At 50.5% G+C, this 17,334-nt stretch carries 18 protein-coding genes and 2 tRNA genes; 5 read left to right on the top strand and 15 right to left on the bottom strand.

Features of this window, described 5'->3' with window-relative positions:
• Nucleotides 1-5: 5 nt before the first annotated feature.
• The 9 genes from nusA to rlmE form a co-directional block, all read right to left on the bottom strand.
• Nucleotides 6-1,514 carry a transcription termination factor NusA gene (gene nusA / locus ACMHLI_RS15770; RefSeq protein WP_112164588.1) on the bottom strand — a complete coding sequence of 503 codons (1,509 nt, stop codon included), beginning with the start codon at nt 1,512-1,514 and terminating at the stop codon, nt 6-8.
• 24 nt (nt 1,515-1,538) lie between these two features.
• Nucleotides 1,539-1,991, bottom strand: coding sequence for a ribosome maturation factor RimP (rimP, locus tag ACMHLI_RS15765; RefSeq protein WP_056782522.1), 453 nt, complete (start codon nt 1,989-1,991; stop codon nt 1,539-1,541).
• Between the two features lie 228 nt (nt 1,992-2,219).
• Nucleotides 2,220-2,296: transfer RNA gene (locus tag ACMHLI_RS15760), tRNA-Met, on the bottom strand.
• Nucleotides 2,297-2,355: 59 nt separating this feature from the next.
• Nucleotides 2,356-2,442: transfer RNA gene (locus ACMHLI_RS15755), tRNA-Leu, on the bottom strand.
• Between the two features lie 85 nt (nt 2,443-2,527).
• On the bottom strand, nt 2,528-2,863 hold the full coding sequence (secG, locus tag ACMHLI_RS15750) for a preprotein translocase subunit SecG (RefSeq protein WP_413530275.1): 336 nt from the start codon (nt 2,861-2,863) through the stop codon (nt 2,528-2,530).
• Between the two features lie 260 nt (nt 2,864-3,123).
• Entirely contained in the window at nt 3,124-4,464 is a 1,341-nt protein-coding gene (gene glmM, locus ACMHLI_RS15745) for a phosphoglucosamine mutase (RefSeq protein ID WP_413530274.1), read from the bottom strand.
• A 2-nt stretch (nt 4,465-4,466) separates the two neighbouring features.
• Complete coding sequence (gene folP, locus ACMHLI_RS15740) at nt 4,467-5,306, bottom strand: dihydropteroate synthase (RefSeq protein ID WP_413530273.1); 840 nt, start codon at nt 5,304-5,306, stop codon at nt 4,467-4,469.
• 126 nt (nt 5,307-5,432) lie between these two features.
• Nucleotides 5,433-7,376, bottom strand: a complete 1,944-nt coding sequence (ftsH, locus tag ACMHLI_RS15735) for an ATP-dependent zinc metalloprotease FtsH (protein ID WP_112164584.1) — start codon at nt 7,374-7,376, stop codon at nt 5,433-5,435.
• 56 nt (nt 7,377-7,432) lie between these two features.
• On the bottom strand, nt 7,433-8,062 hold the full coding sequence (gene rlmE / locus ACMHLI_RS15730; RefSeq protein ID WP_112164583.1) for a 23S rRNA (uridine(2552)-2'-O)-methyltransferase RlmE: 630 nt from the start codon (nt 8,060-8,062) through the stop codon (nt 7,433-7,435).
• A gap of 182 nt (nt 8,063-8,244) precedes the next feature.
• Between rlmE and yhbY the strand changes: the two genes are divergently transcribed.
• On the top strand, nt 8,245-8,541 hold the full coding sequence (gene yhbY / locus ACMHLI_RS15725) for a ribosome assembly RNA-binding protein YhbY (RefSeq protein WP_413530272.1): 297 nt from the start codon (nt 8,245-8,247) through the stop codon (nt 8,539-8,541).
• A gap of 181 nt (nt 8,542-8,722) precedes the next feature.
• On the opposite strand, the gene greA is transcribed toward yhbY, so the two are convergent.
• Entirely contained in the window at nt 8,723-9,199 is a 477-nt protein-coding gene (gene greA / locus ACMHLI_RS15720; protein WP_112164581.1) for a transcription elongation factor GreA, read from the bottom strand.
• A 282-nt stretch (nt 9,200-9,481) separates the two neighbouring features.
• Here greA and dacB point away from each other — a divergent pair, with 282 nt between their 5' ends.
• The 3 genes from dacB to pmrB are packed head-to-tail and all read left to right on the top strand — an operon-like array spanning nt 9,482 to nt 12,698.
• Complete coding sequence (gene dacB / locus ACMHLI_RS15715; RefSeq protein WP_413530271.1) at nt 9,482-10,915, top strand: serine-type D-Ala-D-Ala carboxypeptidase; 1,434 nt, start codon at nt 9,482-9,484, stop codon at nt 10,913-10,915.
• A gap of 20 nt (nt 10,916-10,935) precedes the next feature.
• Nucleotides 10,936-11,598: a two-component system response regulator PmrA gene (pmrA, locus tag ACMHLI_RS15710; RefSeq protein ID WP_413530270.1), complete on the top strand. Its 663-nt coding sequence runs from the start codon at nt 10,936-10,938 to the stop codon at nt 11,596-11,598.
• A complete protein-coding gene (gene pmrB / locus ACMHLI_RS15705; RefSeq protein WP_413530269.1) occupies nt 11,595-12,698 on the top strand; it encodes a two-component system sensor histidine kinase PmrB in 1,104 nt (367 codons plus the stop codon). Before pmrA ends, pmrB begins: the two co-directional genes overlap by 4 nt.
• Before the next feature lie 54 nt (nt 12,699-12,752).
• Here the strand turns inward: pmrB and cgtA are convergent, their stop codons facing one another.
• From cgtA to rplU, 4 genes are all read right to left on the bottom strand, one after another.
• Nucleotides 12,753-13,925 (bottom strand): Obg family GTPase CgtA, encoded by a 1,173-nt coding sequence (cgtA, locus tag ACMHLI_RS15700; protein WP_112164577.1) that lies wholly within the window; start codon nt 13,923-13,925, stop codon nt 12,753-12,755.
• Between the two features lie 33 nt (nt 13,926-13,958).
• On the bottom strand, nt 13,959-14,915 hold the full coding sequence (locus ACMHLI_RS15695) for a DMT family transporter (protein ID WP_413530268.1): 957 nt from the start codon (nt 14,913-14,915) through the stop codon (nt 13,959-13,961).
• Between the two features lie 85 nt (nt 14,916-15,000).
• The gene (rpmA, locus tag ACMHLI_RS15690; RefSeq protein ID WP_112164575.1) at nt 15,001-15,258 is read right to left on the bottom strand and encodes a 50S ribosomal protein L27; all 258 of its coding nucleotides are present in this window, start codon (nt 15,256-15,258) and stop codon (nt 15,001-15,003) included.
• Nucleotides 15,259-15,276: 18 nt separating this feature from the next.
• Nucleotides 15,277-15,588, bottom strand: coding sequence for a 50S ribosomal protein L21 (rplU, locus tag ACMHLI_RS15685; protein WP_056782448.1), 312 nt, complete (start codon nt 15,586-15,588; stop codon nt 15,277-15,279).
• Nucleotides 15,589-15,847: 259 nt separating this feature from the next.
• On the opposite strand from rplU, the gene ispB reads away from it, so the two are divergent.
• Complete coding sequence (gene ispB, locus ACMHLI_RS15680; protein ID WP_413530267.1) at nt 15,848-16,819, top strand: octaprenyl diphosphate synthase; 972 nt, start codon at nt 15,848-15,850, stop codon at nt 16,817-16,819.
• A 52-nt stretch (nt 16,820-16,871) separates the two neighbouring features.
• On the opposite strand, the gene ACMHLI_RS15675 is transcribed toward ispB, so the two are convergent.
• Nucleotides 16,872-17,231, bottom strand: coding sequence for a DNA-binding protein (locus tag ACMHLI_RS15675; protein ID WP_413530266.1), 360 nt, complete (start codon nt 17,229-17,231; stop codon nt 16,872-16,874).
• Nucleotides 17,232-17,334 lie beyond the last annotated feature (103 nt).

Here is a 17,334-nt window from a genome sequence, read left to right as displayed (position 1 = left end):
AGTTATTACGCGTTGTCGCCAAACCAGCAGATATTGCGCGCGGCCATGATAAGTTCACCAGCCTGCTCGTCAGTAAGACCTTCAATATCAGCCAGATCGTCGACACCCTGCTCGGCAAGATCTTCCAGCGTACAAACGCCTTGTGCAGCCAGTTTAAACGCCATGCTACGTTCCAGACCCGCCAAATTCAGCAGATCGTCAGCAGGCTTATTGTCACCGAGACTTTCTTCCTGGGCTAAAGCCAACGTGGTCAGCGCTTCTTTCGCACGTTCGCGCAGCGCATTCACGGTGTCTTCATCCAGGCCGTCGATTTCTAGCAGTTCGTTCACCGGCACGTAAGCCAGCTCTTCGAGGGTAGAGAAACCTTCTTCAACCAGAACCGTGGCGAAATCTTCATCGATTGCCAGGTATTTAGTGAAGGTTTCGATCGCAGCGTGAGCCTCAGCCTGATGTTTGGCCTGCAGGTCGTCTGCTGTCATCACGTTCAGTTCCCAGCGGTCATCACCACGATGTTGTTTTAACAGTTGGGAAGCCAAACGTACGTTCTGACCATTACGGCCAATCGCCTGTGCCAGATTGCTGGCTTCAACGGCGATATCCATGGTGCATCTATCTTCATCAACCACGATGGAGGCAACATCTGCTGGTGCCATCGCATTGATAACGAATTGCGCAGGATTATCATCCCAAAGGATGATATCAATACGTTCTCCGCCCAGTTCACTGGAAACGGCCTGAACGCGTGCACCGCGCATACCGACACAAGCACCGACCGGGTCGATGCGCTTGTCGTTAGTTTTCACTGCGATTTTTGCACGGGAGCCAGGATCACGGGCTGCCGCTTTAATCTCGATCAGCTCTTCACCGATTTCAGGCACTTCAATGCGGAACAGTTCGATCAGCATTTCATTACGTGAACGGCTGACGAACAGTTGCGCGCCGCGCGCTTCCGGACGGACATCGTACAGAACGCCACGAATGCGGTCACCGGAACGGAAGTTTTCACGTGGAAGCATATCTTCACGCAGGATAACGGCTTCAGCATTGCTACCTAAGTCCAGGGCGATACTGTCACGGTTAACTTTCTTGACGACGCCAGTGACGATTTCGCCTTGCTGTTCACGGAACTGCTCAACCACCATCGCGCGCTCAGCTTCGCGTACTTTCTGTACGATAACTTGTTTTGCTGTTTGGGTGGTAATGCGGTCGAATGTGACTGACTCGATTTGATCTTCGATGTAACCGCCGAGTTCGATAGACGGTTCTTCATACTGTGCTGCTTCGAGGGTGATTTCACGTGTTGGCTGAGTCACTTCGTCGACTGCAACCCAACGACGGAAAGTATCAAAGTCACCGGTTTTACGGTCAATGCTGACGCGGACTTCAATTTCCTGCTCGTATTTTTTCTTGGTCGCTGTTGATAATGCAATTTCCAGCGCTTCAAAAATCTTCTCGCGCGGGAGGGATTTTTCATTAGAAACTGCTTCTACAACAGCCAGAATCTCTTTGTTCATCCTAGTTGCCTCTTCCAAACTTTTTTAAAAGTGGGGTACCAGGTTCGCTTTCTGGATGTTGCTCAGTGCGAACACTTCATCTTTCCCTTCCACAGTCACCGTGATCATTTCGCCTTCGACAGCTTTGATGATGCCCTGCCATTTACGACGATTCTGGACCGCCATACGCAGTACCATGCTGACTTCGTCACCGATAAAACGTTGATAATGCTCAGCGGTGAACATAGGACGATCAAGGCCTGGAGAGGAAACTTCCAGGTTATAGGCGACGGTGACCGGATCTTCTACGTCCAGCACAGCGCTCACCTGGTGGCTGACATCAGCACAATCATCAACATTGATCCCGGCGTCACTATCAATATAGATGCGCAACGTCGATTGGCGAGCCCGAACGAACTCGATGCCCACCAGCTCAAAGCCAAGTGCCTCGACTGGTGCTGTAATCAGCTCTGTTAATTTTTGTTCTAATGTGGACAAGCCCACCCCCAAGACATAAAAAAAGGGCTAAATAGCCCAGTGATTCTGTTGCCAAATAACAAAAAACCCCGATAAATCGGGGCTTTATGCAACTGGACCCTATTTGCCGCATAGCGGCTTCGGTACAACTTTCGAAGTGTTATTTTCAAATAGTCACTTTCAAATTGGAACTGCAGAACATCACAGGGAGATACTGAAAGTCTATTTGAAATAAACACTTAGGGAAAGTGGTTGCGGGGGCCGGATTTGAACCGACGACCTTCGGGTTATGAGCCCGACGAGCTACCAGGCTGCTCCACCCCGCGTCCGAAAACGTGGCAAATACTACGCCGATAATCGCTAAAAAGCAAATTATCATAAAGATTGGTACCGAGGACGGGACTTGAACCCGTAAGCCCATTCGGGCACTACCACCTCAAGGTAGCGTGTCTACCAATTCCACCACCTCGGCACTCTTTTTTTTCACAATCGCTTGTACTGTCCAAGTTCAAGCCACTGTTTAAAACTTTCACTTCTTTAGGTAAGAAGGTTACTGCTTAGTGAGGAACATCACTGTTAGGCGCTGCTGGAGCGGCCGGTGCAGTAGTCTGCTCAGTTTGCGCTGGCTGACTTAAGTTTTCCCACTCACTACCTTTTTGGCTTTTATTGGTGCTCATGTTCCCAAGAATCAAACTAATGATAAAGAACAAAGCGGCCAAAACGCCGGTCATACGGGTCATGAAGTTACCGGAACCACTCGAACCGAACAATGTGCCAGAAGCACCTGCTCCGAAAGAGGCTCCCATATCAGCGCCTTTACCTTGTTGCAGCATAACCAAAGCCACAAGGCCGATTGCTACGATAAGGAAAATCACCAGAAGAGCGTCGTACATAGTAGTACCTGTATCCTCGCGGGTTCACCGCATGCCAATTGCTTCTCACCAATTTAGCAGGCCATCTAAGGACCCACTGAAGCGGGTGTGAATACTAACCAAAGCCGTATTGGCACGCAAGGGCAATTTGCACTGAAATGTTTGTTTGCGGAAAAAAACGGCAAAAATGGCCTAAAACACATTTATGCTTTTACTTTGCGCCCTTTTCCCACAAGAAGATAAAGGCGCATCGCTGAGAAATTCACCGCTTTTTTATCAGCTTAGGGTTTAACCGCTTTAACTGCATCGGCAATCCGATTGGCCAGTTTTTCGACCAACTCGGCATCTTCGCCCTCTACCATGACGCGTAGCAAAGGCTCAGTACCAGATTTACGCAGTAATACGCGGCCACGCCCTGCCAGTTGCTTTTCAACCTCGGCGGTCACCAGCTTAACTTCTTCAGACTCCAGAGGATCATGTTCACCGGCGAAGCGGACATTGATCAGGATTTGCGGAAGCAATTTCATGCCGCTGCACAAATCATGCAGGCTCATGTGGTTACGCACCATTGCGGTAAGCACTTGCAAACCTGCCACAATGCCGTCACCCGTGGTGGTTTTGTCCAGCAGGATGATATGGCCCGAGTTCTCAGCACCGATACGCCAGCCTTTTTCCTGCATTTTTTCCAGTACGTAGCGGTCACCCACTTTCGCACGGGTAAATGGAATGCCCAGCTGTTTCAACGCCAGCTCAAGACCCATATTGCTCATCAGCGTGCCTACGGCACCGCCCTTCAGCTGCCCCTGACGCAGACCTTCGCGCGCGATAATATACAAAATCTGATCGCCATCGACTTTGTTACCTTCGTTATCAACCATGATTAGGCGATCGCCGTCGCCGTCAAAGGCCAGACCGACGTCTGCTTTTTCAGCCAGCACGCGCTGTTGCAGCTGACGGACATCCGTTGCGCCGCATTCTTCGTTGATATTCATACCATCCGGTTCACAACCGATGGCAATCACTTTCGCACCCAGCTCGCGCAGCACGCTTGGCGCGATGTGATAAGTTGCACCATTGGCACAATCCACCACGATTTTAAGCCCGTTCAGGCTTAGTTCACTCGGGAAAGTCCCTTTACAGAATTCGATATAACGACCGGCAGCATCGACGATACGGCTGGCCTTGCCCAACTCTGCGGATTCCACGCAGGTCAGCGGTTTTTCCAACTCGGCTTCAATCGCTTCTTCTACGTCATCTGGCAGTTTTGTGCCATCAATGGTGAAGAATTTGATGCCGTTATCGTAATAAGGATTGTGAGACGCAGAGATAACAATCCCGGCTTCAGCGCGGAAAGTGCGCGTCAGATACGCCACAGCAGGCGTCGGCATCGGCCCGGTGAAGGACGCAGATAAGCCAGCCGCCGCCAGCCCCGCTTCCAGGGCTGATTCGAGCATATACCCAGAGATACGTGTGTCTTTGCCAATAATCACTTTGCGCGAACCATGACGGGCTAGCACTTTGCCCGCGGCCCAGCCCAGTTTCAGCACAAAATCAGGTGTAATTGGTGTATCGCCTACTTTTCCGCGAATGCCATCAGTACCAAAGTATTTACGGTTGCTCATAATTAATTTTTATCCCTTGCAGAAAGTGTTGCTTCGACGACACGCATCGCTTCGACGGTTTCTTTTACATCATGTACGCGGACGATCTGAGCGCCCTGCATGGCCGCGATAACAGCGCAGGCAACGCTACCCGTTACACGCTGTTCCGGTGAGACATGGAGCAATTGCCCGATCATGGATTTTCTCGACATACCGACCAGAAGCGGGAGTCCAAAATGATGAAACTCCGCCAGTCTGCCCAGCAGCGCATAGTTGTGGGTCAGATTTTTACCGAAACCAAAGCCCGGGTCGAGTATCAATTTACTTTTCGGAATGCCGGCATTCACACATCTCGCAATTTGCTCATCAAAATATTGCCCGACTTCCGCCACTACATCTGCATATTGCGGAGAATGCTGCATCGTTTTCGGTTGCCCCTGCATGTGCATCAGACAAACGGGTAACCCGGTTTCTGCCGCCGCCTGCAATGCGCCCGGTTCTTGTAATGAACGAATATCGTTGATTAGATGCATTCCCGCACGGGCGGCTTCACTGATGACGATGGCCTTTGAGGTATCGACAGAAATCCAGGTATCGAAACGTCGTGCTATTGCCTCAACGACGGGGACAACACGCGCCAGTTCTTCTTCGTCACTCACCTCAGCAGCGCCAGGACGCGTGGACTCTCCGCCGATATCGAGAATAGTCGCCCCGGCATTGATCATCGCCTCAGCATGTCTAAGCGCGAGGTCCAGAGTGTTATGGCGTCCGCCGTCGGAGAATGAATCTGGCGTAACGTTCAAAATCCCCATCACCTGAGGATAAGTGAGGTCGAGTATCGAGTCTCTGGCTGTGAGGCGCATAGGTCATGTCCCTTTTGGTCGTTCTGTGATCGCGATGTCAAAATCCCGAGGCAAAGAATGCACGCATAAAAAACCCCGGGCAAGCCCGGGGTTCTGTGTAAGCAGCGTTATTTTCCAACCAGCGCGTTATTTGCCGCTGAATTGTTCAAACATCGTGTTGCCAGGATTAGGCGTACGAGGTTCATCAACTGGCGTTGGCGCTTTTGGCGTGCCACCGTCGTTAGAGTTGCCGTTACCATTTTTACCGCCGACGTCATCCCAGCCGGCTGGCGGGCGAACTTCGGTACGGTTCATCAGGTCGTCAATTTGTGGCGCATCGATGGTTTCGTATTTCATCAGGGCATCTTTCATTGAATGAAGGATATCCATATTTTCCATCAGCAACGTGCGTGCACGTGCATAGTTGCGCTCTACCAGAGACTTCACTTCCTGATCGATGATGCGCGCGGTTTCATCAGACATATGTTTAGCTTTTGCTACTGAGCGACCGAGGAAGACTTCACCTTCTTCCTCCGCATACAATAACGGACCTAATTTGTCTGAGAAGCCCCACTGCGTAACCATGTTACGGGCAATGGACGTCGCCACTTTGATATCGTTTGATGCACCGGTAGACACTTTCTCTACGCCGTAGATGATCTCTTCAGCAAGACGGCCACCGTAAAGCGTGGAAATCTGACTTTCGAGTTTCTGACGGCTGGCACTGATTGCATCGCCGACTGGCAGGAAGAACGTCACACCTAATGCGCGGCCACGAGGAATAATCGTTACCTTATGCACTGGATCGTGTTCAGGAACCAGACGGCCGATGATGGCATGGCCCGCTTCGTGATATGCAGTCGATTCTTTCTGCGCTTCTGTCATCACCATGGAGCGACGTTCAGCACCCATCATGATTTTATCTTTGGCCTTTTCGAACTCAACCATCGACACCACACGTTTGTTACCACGTGCAGAGAACAGAGCGGCTTCGTTGACCAGGTTCGCCAGATCAGCACCCGAGAAGCCTGGTGTACCACGTGCAATCACAGATGCATCAACATCTGTTGCCAGCGGAACACGACGCATATGAACTTTAAGGATCTGCTCACGGCCGCGTACATCTGGCAAGCCGACAACTACCTGACGGTCGAAACGGCCCGGACGCAGCAGAGCCGGGTCAAGTACGTCTGGACGGTTAGTCGCAGCAATAACGATGATACCTTCGTTACCTTCAAAGCCATCCATCTCTACCAGCATCTGGTTCAGTGTTTGCTCACGTTCGTCGTGACCACCACCTAAACCCGCACCACGCTGACGGCCTACGGCGTCTATTTCATCAATGAAGATGATACACGGCGCGGCTTTCTTCGCTTGTTCAAACATGTCGCGCACGCGGGATGCACCCACACCGACGAACATTTCTACGAAGTCAGAACCGGAAATAGTAAAGAACGGCACCTTGGCTTCCCCTGCAATGGCTTTCGCCAGCAAGGTTTTACCGGTACCCGGAGGACCGACCATCAGGACGCCTTTAGGAATTTTACCGCCCAGCTTCTGGAAACGGCTCGGTTCGCGCAGGTAGTCAACCAGCTCGCTCACCTCTTCCTTCGCTTCATCACAACCTGCAACGTCCGCAAACGTTGTTTTAATTTGATCTTCCGTCAACATGCGCGCTTTGCTCTTGCCAAAGGACATCGCCCCTTTGCCGCCGCCGCCCTGCATTTGTCGCATAAAGAAGATCCAGACCCCAATCAGCAGCAACATTGGGAACCAGGAAATAAAGATAGAGGCCAGTAAGCTTGGTTGCTCTGGTGGCTCACCCACTACGGTTACATTTTTGCTCAGCAGCGTATCCAGCAACTTAGGGTCTTCAACTGGAATGTAGGTCGTGTACTTGTTGCTGTCTTTTTTAACAACGTTAATCTCACGTCCATTGATACGCGCTTCGCGAATCTGGTCTTGGGTCAATTCGGACATGAAGGTAGAATAATCTACCCTACGGCCATTAGACTCGCTGGGCCCAAAGCTCTGAAATACAGACATCAATACTACTGCGATGACTAACCAGAGAATCAGGTTCTTCGCCATGTCACTCAAGGGATCAACCTCATATTACAACTGTGTTAACAAACAGCGTTAGGGAACTACACTTTCCGCCCTGTCGCTACGATGTACACTTCTCGCGAACGTGCTCGGGAAGCGTCTGGCTTACGAATCTTCACCTTCGTAAACAGGGAGCGAATTTCCCGCAGGTATTCATCAAAGCCATCTCCCTGGAACACCTTCACCAGGAAACTTCCGCCTGGTGCTAATACATCCCGACACATATCCAGTGCTAACTCAACTAAATACATCGATTTTGGAATATCGACTGCCGGTGTACCGCTCATATTCGGGGCCATATCGGACATGACCACCTGAACCTTGTTTTCTCCCACGCGATCGAGCAGCGCTTTGAGAACTAATTCATCACGAAAATCCCCCTGAAGGAAGTCGACTCCAACAATAGGATCCATAGGCAAAAGGTCAAGCGCAATGATGCGCCCTTTGCTACCAATCTGCGTTGCGGCAAACTGCGACCATCCACCGGGTGCTGCTCCCAAATCCACCACGGTCATCCCGGGTTTGAACAGCTTATCGCCTTGCTGTATTTCATCAAGCTTAAACCAGGCGCGAGAACGCAGCCCTTTTTTCTGTGCCTGAATCACATATTTATCGCTAAAGTGTTCCTGCAACCAGCGAGTGGAACTTGCAGAACGCTTTTTAATAGACATTATTTAGTAACCATATAGTTTTCCAACTACCCTGTGTTAGAGCTTTTGGAACAAGCTGTTAGCGTCATGACGTCTATGGCTAAGTCAGTATAAATCACCACCCGAAGCAGTCCGGGTTGGTGATATACATGAGATGGCGGTAGAATGACCCGTTTTCAATCCCAACTTAAGCAAAAAAGACGATGAATCTTAACAATAAACAAAAACAGTACCTGAAAGGCCTGGCACATCCACTGAAACCGGTTGTCATGCTGGGTAACAACGGCCTGACAGAAGGCGTGCTCGCCGAAATCGAACAGGCGCTGGCGCATCACGAACTGATCAAGATTAAGGTCGCGGCAGAAGAACGCGAAACGAAGGCTTTGATCGTAGACGCTATCGTGCGTGAAACCAAGGCGTGTAATGTGCAAGTTATCGGCAATATGCTGGTACTTTATCGCCCTTCTACCGAAGACCGCAAAATTATCTTACCGCGTTAATTCGTCAGAGTTTAACGAAAAACGCTTTAGATTTTCGGAAAGGTGCCACGAAATCACGTTCAGGAAAAGGCTATAGCTGGCCTTTTTACGTTAGTTTTCAATTTAATGTGTAGCAATCCACTTCATGAATGGGTGATTTATAGGGCGAAACGTCACGTTTCGCCCTTTTTAATGCGGATTTTTAGAGGTACTCGACCTTCAGCACTTCAAACTCAACATCGCCGCCTGGGGTGTTGATCACCACCACATCATCCTGCTCTTTGCCGATCAATCCACGTGCAATCGGTGAGTTTACAGAAATCAGATTTTGCTTAAAATCGGCTTCGTCGTCACCAACGATGCGGTAAGTCTGCTCTTCTTCAGTATCCAGATTCATCAGTTTGACAGTGGCGCCAAAAATGACACGACCCGTGGCCGGCATTTTTGTCACATCGATCACCTGGGCATTAGAAAGCTTGGCTTCGATCTCCTGAATACGCCCTTCGCAAAAGCCTTGCTGTTCGCGGGCTGCGTGGTATTCAGCATTCTCTTTCAAATCGCCGTGCTCACGCGCAGTCGCAATGTCGGCAATAATTTTGGGACGACGCACGCCCTTCAGATGATCCAGCTCTTCACGTAATCTTTCTGCGCCACGCAACGTCATCGGAATCGGTTTCATATATTCATTACCTCTAACTTGGTCCTTTCGGTAAACACCGTCCTGATTGAATCAGGTAAGAAATTAAGCCAGCTCTTTTGACCCACTCGCTCTGGCGAAAAACAAAAAAAACCTCACCCGGAGTCGCCACCAGGCCAGGATTCATTTTGCATTATGATTCGTATTTTAACGTAGAGTTCACTGAGGATCATCGTTTACTTTCAGCCACGTTGCGCCTTGGTTCGTAGCATCGTAGTATGGCACCACATTATCCTGTTGTTACCCAGAGCCTTACTCAAAATAATGCGTTTTATACGAATTGTCAGTGCATTAGCATGCGCGTTTGTTCTCAATACAAATGCGGCCCAGATCGAGAATTACACAGAATATCTGCCGGACGGCACGAATCTGGCTGTGCTGGTACAGAAAATTGGCGCGCCTGCGCCCGCCATCGACTATCACGGTTCCCAGATGGCGCTGCCAGCCAGTACCATGAAGATTCTGACCGCGCTGGCGGCTTTACTTCAATTAGGCCCCGATTTCAGATTTACCACCACGCTGGAAACCCAGGGTTCTGTGTCAGGCGGCGTCCTCAAGGGGGATCTGGTTGCTCGTTTTTCCGGCGATCCGACGTTAAAACGCCAGAATATTCGCAATATGGTCGCGGTACTGAAAAAACAGGGTATCAAAGAGATCAGCGGCAACGTGGTTGTGAATACGTCCGTGTTCGCCAGTCATGATAAAGCGCCCGGCTGGCCGTGGAACGACATCACTCAATGCTTCAGTGCTCCCCCTGCCGCTGCCATTGTCGATCGTAACTGTTTCTCTGTCTCCCTTTACAGCGCTCCTAAACCCGATGAGAACGCCTTTATCCGCGTGGCCTCCTATTATCCGGTTCATATGTTCAGTGAAGTGCGTACGCTGGCGAAAGGGTCTCCTGATGCACAATATTGCGAGTTGGATGTCGTACCGGGTGAATTCAATCGTTATACATTGACTGGTTGCCTGACCCAACGCAGCGAACCTCTGCCACTGGCCTTTGCTGTTCAGGACGGTGCCAGCTATGCCGGTGCGATTCTTAAAGATGAGCTTTTACAGGCCGATATTCAGATTGATGGCACTTTGAAGCGTCAGACTCAGCAGACTCCGGCAGGAACCGTTCTGGCACAAACGCAGTCAGCGCCGTTGCATGATTTGCTGCGGATCATGCTGAAGAAATCCGACAACATGATAGCCGACACCGTTTTCCGTACCATTGGCCATCAGCGTTTCGGTGTACCGGGAACATGGCGTGCAGGTTCAGACGCTGTGCGTCAGATTCTGCGGCAGAAGGCGGGGGTGGATTTAGGCAACTCAATTCAGGTGGATGGCTCAGGTTTGTCCCGCCACGATTTGCTGTCACCAGCGACGATGATGCAGGTGCTGCAATATATCGCTCAGAACGATAAAGACTTAGATTTTATCTCAATGCTGCCGCTGGCAGGCCATGACGGCACGCTGCAATATCGCGGTGGCCTGCATGAAGCTGGTGTCGATGGCAAAGTGTCAGCGAAAACCGGTTCATTGTCTGGCGTCTATAACCTGGCAGGCTTTATCACGACGGCCAGCGGGCAACGTATGGCATTTGTTCAGTTCCTCTCAGGTTATGCAGTACCGCCTGAAGACCAGCGAACACGCCGCGCACCGCTTGTACGTTTTGAAAGCAGGCTTTACAAGGATATCTACCAAAATAATTAACCCTGGAGAAGTGCCAGACGATGAAGCTGCTGATAGTTGAAGATGATGAACTTATACGGCATGGATTATCGCTGGCCTTAACCAGCGATAATTACGTTTGCGACTGCGCATCTACTGCAGCTGAAGCGCAAAGCCTCATACAAACCAGCCAGTATAGTCTGGTCATCCTCGATTTGGGGTTACCAGACAAAGATGGCGCGACGCTTCTGCGCCAATGGCGACGCCAGAGGGTCTCCCTTCCTGTCCTGATTCTGACCGCCCGTGATGCACTAGAAGATCGTGTGGACGGTCTTGATGCCGGCGCTGATGATTACCTGATTAAACCTTTCGCATTAGCCGAGTTACAAGCCCGCGTGCGCGCGCTCATCCGCCGATATCAGGGGCAGAGTGATAATGAAATTTCTGTCGGCAATCTGCGAATCAATCTCTCATCGCAGCAAACCTATCTGGGTGACGCACAGGTGGAGGTCACACCGAAGGAGTTCGCGATTTTGACCCGTCTGATGATGCGCGCAGGACAAACGGTTAACCGCGAATTGCTTCAGCAAGATCTCTACACCTGGCAGGATGATTTAGGGTCTAATACGCTGGAAGTTCACGTCCATAACTTGCGTCGCAAGCTGGGTAAAGAGTTGATTCGTACGGTTCGTGGCATTGGTTACCGGCTGGAGATGATGCCGTGACCAGTATGCGCCGCCGTCTGATGGTTATGCTGGCTTTGATCCTTTTCGTCACCCAGCTCACCAGCGTGTTCTGGCTTTGGCACGAAAGTCAGGAACAAATTAATTTACTGGTGAATGACACGCTTTCGGCCAAGGTGCGTAATGCGCATGTCGAGAAAGAAATTGCCGAAGCGATCGCCTCGCTGATTGCCCCTTCCTTGCTGATGATGGCCATTACATTGGCACTGTCATTCTGGGCGATCAGCTGGATTATCCGTCCGCTCAACCAGTTGCAAAAACGTCTCGAAACGCGCTCGGCAGATAACCTTTCCCCTTTACCGCTGAACAGCGAAATTCGCGAAGTGGTGGCGGTGACCAACGCGCTCAACCAACTGTTTTCACGCCTGTCTAATACGATTCACCAGGAGCGATTATTCACCGCCGATGCTGCGCATGAACTGCGTACTCCGCTTGCGGGGGTGCGTCTGCATCTTGAAATCATGCACAAAAACGGGGTCTCTGGCAGTGATATCCTGATAGGGCGCATCGATCAGCTGATGCATACCATTGAGCAACTGCTGATGCTGTCGCGCGCCGGGCAGAACTTTGCCAAAGGTGAATATCAGCAAGTAGACCTGGTTTCGAACGTCCTCGGGCCCTTGCGGGAAGAATTGTGTGAAATGCTGGAAGATCGCCAGCAGACGCTGGTTTTAAGGCTTCCTGAACGCGCCACATTGCAGGGCGACGCCGTGCTGCTCCGCTTGATGGTCAGAAACTTAGTAGAAAATGCTTACCGCTACGGCCCGCCGGACAGTGAAATCACCCTTACGGTTGAGCAGCAGAATAACGGCTTCCTGATACAAATAGACGATGAAGGCCCGGGGATTGATGAGAAGAAGGCCTGTGAACTGACTCAGGCATTTAAACGCATGGATCAACGCTATGGCGGTAGCGGGCTGGGTTTAAACATTGTCATTCGGATTGCTCAGTTGCACTGCGGGACCCTGACGCTGCGCAACCGGTCTTCCGGCAACGGGTTAAGTGCACAATGCTGGCTGCCTGATGTGATTCTGGAAAATGCGCTATCGTTGTCAGCCAGCACCACGAAAAACATGTATTAAAAAAGGCTGCCACTGGCAGCCTTTCAGATGATATCAATTCATACTCGCGTCGGATTAACGTTCGTAGATGATTTCAACGCCTTCGTCGTCGTCTTCATCCCAGTCATCATCCCAATCGTCGTCAGCTTCAGCTTCCACTTCAGCCAGTTGTTCACGATGATAATCATCCCACATGAATTCAACTTTCTCTGGCGCAGCTTCTTCGATTGCCATGTGTTTAGGGTTTTCGTTGATGAACTTCATCACATCCCAGCACAAAGCATTCACGCCTTCACGGTTTGCTGCAGAAATCAGGTAGTAATTACCTTCCCAACCCAGCGCCTCAGCGATGGCTTTCGCACGCGTTTCAGCTTCTTCTTTTTCGATCAAATCAACTTTGTTGAATACCAGCCAGCGAGGCTTCTCAGCCAGTTTGGCGTTGTATTGCTGCAACTCGTTGATGATGACTTTGGCATTTTCGATCGGATCAGATTCATCGATCGGGGCAATATCGATCAGGTGCAATAATACGCGGCAACGTTCGAGGTGTTTCAGGAAACGAATCCCTAAACCAGCCCCTTCGGAAGCGCCTTCAATCAGACCAGGAATATCGGCGATGACGAAGCTCTGCTCGCTATCCATGCGCACAACGCCCAGACTTGGCACCAGGGTCGTAAACGGATAGTCAGCGACTTTGGGTTTAGCGGCAGAAACTGCACGGATGAAAGTAGATTTACCCGCATTTGGCAGCCCCAGCATACCCACATCAGCCAGCAGCATCAGTTCAAGGGCGATATCACGCTCCTCGCCTTTAGTACCCATGGTTTTCTGGCGTGGCGAACGGTTAACCGAAGATTTAAAACGGGTGTTGCCCAGACCGTGGAACCCACCTTTGGCGACCATATTGATCTGGCCATGTTTGGTCATATCAGCCAGCACTTCGCCGGTAGCCTGATCCAGGACGCGGGTACCGACTGGTACTTTAATGGTGATATCTTTACCGCGTTTACCCGTACAGTCGCTGCTCTGACCGTTAGTACCGCGCTCAGCACGGTATGATTTCACAAAACGGAAATCGATCAGGGTATTCAGGTTTTCATCAGCCAGCAGGAAAACGTCACCGCCGTCGCCACCGTCGCCGCCATCCGGGCCGCCACGTGGAATGTATTTCTCACGGCGGAAGCTTACACAACCGTTACCACCGTCACCTGCCACGACTAAAATTGTGGCTTCATCAACAAACTTCATTTGTACCGTCTCCGTAAATCATTCGCCGGGCAGCTAGAGTTTAGCTACCAGGTTTTGCTCTGTCCGACGAGGCCACCAACGATGGCCCGCTGCGGAAAACATTGCACCCGCCACCACCACAAATGCCCCAAGATAACCTACAAAATTGAGCACTGGTGCGGCAAAATAGCCTGGCCAGGCAAGTGCTAACAGATCTGAAAATAGCAGGGTAAACAATGGGGTCAGCGTCACTAATGCACTGACCTGCGATGCCTGCCATCTCGCCATCGCTTCCGCTAAGGCGCCATATCCTACTAAGGTATTCGCGCCGCAAAACAACAAACAGGCAAACTGCCAGCCGCTGAGCTGTGAAAGCATCGCCGGACTGGCCAGCGGGAGCAATGCGATAGAACATAAAGTGTACAGCAAAAACAGGATTTGAGGTGAGGCGAGTTGGCGTAAGAGAACCTTTTGCGCCACGCCGTAGATAACCCAAACCGTTGCTGCCCCGACGCCAAATAGCACACCAAGTGTGTAATCGGTCAGACGGGTGAATATCTCAATCAGACTGGTATTAAAAAACAATATCAACCCGAAAACCAACATAGTGGCCCCAATGACCTGTGTGATCCGCATCCTTTCTTTCAGGATAATCACACTGGCCAGCATCATACCGACTGGCGAAAGCTGACCGATAACCTGAGAAGCCGTTGGGCTTAAAAATTGCAGTGAAGAACTAAAAAGAACAAAGTTCCCCATCAATCCGCAGGTGGCGATCAATACTAAAACTAGCCAGCGTGGCCGACTGAATATCACTCTGGGTGGCAAACGGCGCTTTGCAGCAAGAATGCAGCCCAGCACAATTGCCGCCATCGAAAACCGGTACCAGACCACCGTAAAGGGATCCATTATCACTAATACCTGCTTCATGGCGATAGGCAAAGAGCCCCAACTCATGGCAGTGATCAGCGCTAACATAATCCCAACAGGTGCCTGCGATTTACTGTCCATATTCCGCCAGAATGGGCTAACCAGAATGTAAAAAGCCCCGCAACGAGTTGCGGGGCTTACATCTATTTACTAAGACGAGAAAAACTTATTCAGCGTCGATGCTGATGTACTTACGGTTTTTCGGGCCTTTAACTTCGAACTTGACTTTACCGTCAGCCAAAGCAAACAGAGTATGGTCCTTGCCGCAACCCACGTTGATACCAGCGTGGAATTTGGTGCCGCGCTGACGAACGATGATGCTGCCTGCCAGTACTGCTTCGCCGCCAAAGCGTTTTACGCCCAGACGTTTAGCTTCTGAATCGCGACCGTTGCGTGTGGAGCCGCCAGCCTTTTTGTGTGCCATTGTTCCGCTCTCCTAGTCTTAAGCGCTGATGCCGGTGATTTTAACGTCAGTGAACCACTGACGGTGGCCCTGCTGCTTACGATAGTGCTTACGACGACGAAACTTAACGATTTTGACTTTAACGCCACGACCGTGAGCAACGATTTCAGCTTTAACGATACCGCCAGCAACTAACGGCAGGCCGATATTGATTTCTTCACCGTTTGCAATCATCAGAACTTGATCAAACTCGATCGTTTCGCCAGTTGCGATGTCAAGCTTCTCAAGGCGGATAGTCTGCCCTTCGCTGACACGGTGTTGTTTACCACCACTTTGGAAAACCGCGTACATATAAAACTCCGCTTTCCGCGCACTCAACTTTGTATAGTTCAGAGGGCGCTATAAATATTCACAATAGGGCGCGAATTCTACGCAAAAAATCAGAGTAAGACAAGAGCACAATGACCACAAAAGAAGAAAAAAAGCGCAGTTCTTTCGTTATCATTTATCTACACTGTTTTTCAAGTACAATCCCCTTTACAGTTAGCGCCATGTGCCAATGTGAGCCAGATCTCATTGCGGTGAAGAGAACAACAGCCGAAAAAACACAATGAACCTAGAACAGATTATCGATCTTACTCAGGACGACATGGCTGCGGTCAACGCATCCATCCTTGAACAGTTGAACTCCGAAGTTTCACTCATCAATCAACTGGGATATTACATCATCAGCGGTGGCGGTAAACGCATCCGTCCAATGATTGCAGTACTGGCGGCCAGAGCGCTCTCTTACGAAGGCGACAAGCACATCAAAGTCGCTGCACTGATTGAGTTTATCCATACCGCCACGTTATTGCACGATGACGTTGTCGATGAATCAGATATGCGCCGGGGTAAAGCAACCGCCAACGCCGCTTTTGGTAATGCCGCAAGCGTCCTGGTCGGGGATTTCATCTATACCCGCGCATTCCAGATGATGACAGATCTCGAGTCGTTGCCGGTTCTGGCCCTGATGGCGAAAGCGGTCAATGTGATTGCAGAAGGCGAAGTACAGCAGTTGATTAACTGCAACGATCCTGACATCACCGAAGACAGCTACATGCAGGTTATCTACAGCAAAACAGCGCGTCTGTTCGAAGCTGCCTCTCAGTCTTCTGCCATGCTGGCTGGCGGAACTCAGGAACAGATCCTTGCTTTGCAAGATTACGGCCGTTACCTGGGCACTGCATTCCAGCTGATTGACGACTTGCTCGATTATGATGCTGACGGCGAAACGTTGGGCAAAAATACCGGCGATGACCTTGATGAAGGTAAACCGACATTGCCGCTTTTGCATGCAATGCAGCATGGCGATGAAAAACAGGCGGCCATGATCCGTAATGCTATCGAAGAAGGTAATGGGCGCCATTTACTGGAACCTGTATTAGCAGCCATGCACCAATGGGGCTCCCTGGAATACACCCGTCAGCGGGCCGAAGAAGAAGCTGACAAGGCCATAAAGGCCCTTCAATTGTTGCCAGAGTCTGTCTATCGCTCGGCACTTGAAGGCCTGGCGCATCTTTCAGTGAAACGCGACTTCTGATGTTTATCTGTCGTACCTGGCACTTGTCAGGCAGGTACGACAGTTTTCAACGCTAGTTTTCGTCAGGCTTGCGCAACCTGTTTAACACTTCCGAAACGCCTTCTCTCACAATAAACGCGATCATTGTTTCACGTTCTGGTTCTCTCAATTGTTTGTAGCTTTCAATCCAGATTGCCAGAGGATCCTGATGCGAGGTATAGACATACTCCGCAGAATGCTCGTTCATCGCCAGACTGGCGACCGTATTACCGGGCAGACTGTCTATGTGATATTCCACCGCACGCCCTTGTACACCGCGTCTTCTCCTTTTAATCCAGCATAACCTGCGCGCCATTCCATGCACGCCTTGTGTCGAAGTTGGGAGCCCTTCTTTACCGGTTAATTCCTTTGCTGCAAACCACTCTTTTTTCATAACGATCCTTGTCTTTCTTATATAAACCACTAAGAAAGTTTCTGTTATAAATCCATGAGAATAATGCCGATACTTTCCTGAAACCTCCGGCGTCTATTTTAAA

The sequence above is a fragment of the Rahnella inusitata genome, assembly GCF_965118895.1.
Classification (GTDB): Bacteria; Pseudomonadota; Gammaproteobacteria; order Enterobacterales; family Enterobacteriaceae; genus Rahnella; species Rahnella inusitata_A.
The sequence above is the reverse complement of the archived record's forward strand: the minus strand, read 5'-3'. Positions and strand labels throughout refer to the sequence as shown.